Annotated in this window: 1 protein-coding gene and 2 pseudogenes; 2 read left to right on the top strand and 1 reads right to left on the bottom strand. The window is 41.2% G+C overall.

Annotated features, from left to right (window positions below; genetic code table 11):
• Positions 1–638: pseudogene (locus F6K38_RS41495) on the top strand (hypothetical protein); the annotation flags it as partial.
• 7 nt (positions 639–645) lie between these two features.
• Here the strand turns inward: F6K38_RS41495 and F6K38_RS41490 are convergent.
• On the bottom strand, positions 646–813 hold the full coding sequence (locus tag F6K38_RS41490) for a hypothetical protein (RefSeq protein WP_154659804.1): 168 nt from the start codon (positions 811–813) through the stop codon (positions 646–648).
• Between the two features lie 117 nt (positions 814–930).
• Between F6K38_RS41490 and F6K38_RS41485 the strand changes: the two are divergent.
• A pseudogene (locus F6K38_RS41485) lies at positions 931–1,585 on the top strand (SWIM zinc finger family protein); the annotation flags it as partial.

The raw sequence follows: 1,585 nt of genomic DNA, 5'->3' as shown, positions 1-1,585 counted from the left end.
CCGTCCGTCAAGCCGCTTGGACAATGATTGAGCAAAGGCTCAACCGTATCCGTAGCAATTCTCAAGACATGTTAGCCGCAGTGCGATTACTAGAAGCAAAATGGCAGGATTCCCGAGAATTTGCTACCAAACTCTTTAGCCAACAAATTACCGAACAAGACTGGACACCTGAAGTCATGGTCAGTATTTGTGACAGTACTCGGGATGATGTTCGTCAATTTGGGCGGAATTTAGTCCTACGTACCTTTCAGCAGAGTTATGGTCAAGATTATCTGCTTAAATTTAGTGAACATCCCAGCCAAGACATGCAGCTATTTGCCACTAACTATCTAGAACAGTATGCCGTAGATAATCCCGACCGTTTGCAAGACTTAATCCCTTACTTTATCAGTATTTTGTCTCGGGTTAATCGCGGACGAATTGCTAAACAGCGCGTCTTCGCATTTCTAGAAGCTGAAGCCCAAAAAAGCCAAGCAGCTGCTAAAATAGTAGCAGAAATATTAACACGACAATCCATCACAATGGCTATTGGTGATAAAGCCCGTTCAATTCAGCTCATGCTTAAAATTCACCAAAACTATCCTACTATTCCTCTTCCTATTCAGGTTAAACCAGTATCCGAATTAAGAGGAGTGTAGGGATTTATCAGTTGTGTATTGTAGGGAGTCGGGAGTCAAGCACACCGAGGGAGTCGGGAATAGGGAGTAGCGATAGTACGAGAAACCCTATAGCATTTTCAACTATATCCTGATCGCTTATGAAACAAAGTAATGATTCAGGATAACACCAAAAAATCTTATTATCTATTTCCATTATCTATTTCATAATTTTCCCGATTCTAAATTCTAAATTCTAAATTCTAAATTCTAAATTCTAAATTCCCGATTCCCTTCTTAACAATAAAAAAAATACTTCAATACCCTAAAAACCATGGAATTTAACTACGCCTATAAAAATAGTACAGCAGTTAGCGATCGCGGCAGCAGCACCCAAATGTCCTTCTCCCCAGACACCAAGCGTCCTCCCACTTACTTCATTGGTGAATTAGGGAAAAATGTAGCCTTTCGAGAAGCCATCAGCGCCCTACATGACGTAGTATTTTCCGATTTACGCTTCAAACCCAAAGACAGAACCGAGTATAAACAATGGCGTGCCAACCAAGACCAACAAGACTGGCAACTCATAGCCGCACAACGCCAAGACATCGCCAATAAAATTAAACCCTTACAAGCAGAACTAACTCAATTAAATCAGAACCGATATCAACGATTATCCACCTTTTATAAAGCCAGACAACAGTACTACAATTACCTCTATCAGAAAGACCGTGATGCCTGGTTTGTCCTCGATCCAGTAATTACCGTTCATCCCGATGAAGTCTTCTTTGAATGTTTCAGCCAAGATGAATCCAGTTATGGGCGACTAGGAGCCAGCTACGAAGTTTTTAAAACTATCAACGAATTCGCCTGCGGTACAACAAACATAGATTACTCCGCCGCCCTTTACAACGAATTTCAAAAAATCCGCAGTTACAAGACAACCCAATTTGAAATTGACCCCTCCGGTTTTGAAGTAAAAACCACCC

This window comes from Moorena sp. SIO3B2 (assembly GCF_010692525.1).
GTDB classification, from domain to species: domain Bacteria; phylum Cyanobacteriota; class Cyanobacteriia; order Cyanobacteriales; family Coleofasciculaceae; genus Moorena; species Moorena producens.
This window is presented reverse-complemented; position numbering and strand designations above follow the sequence as displayed.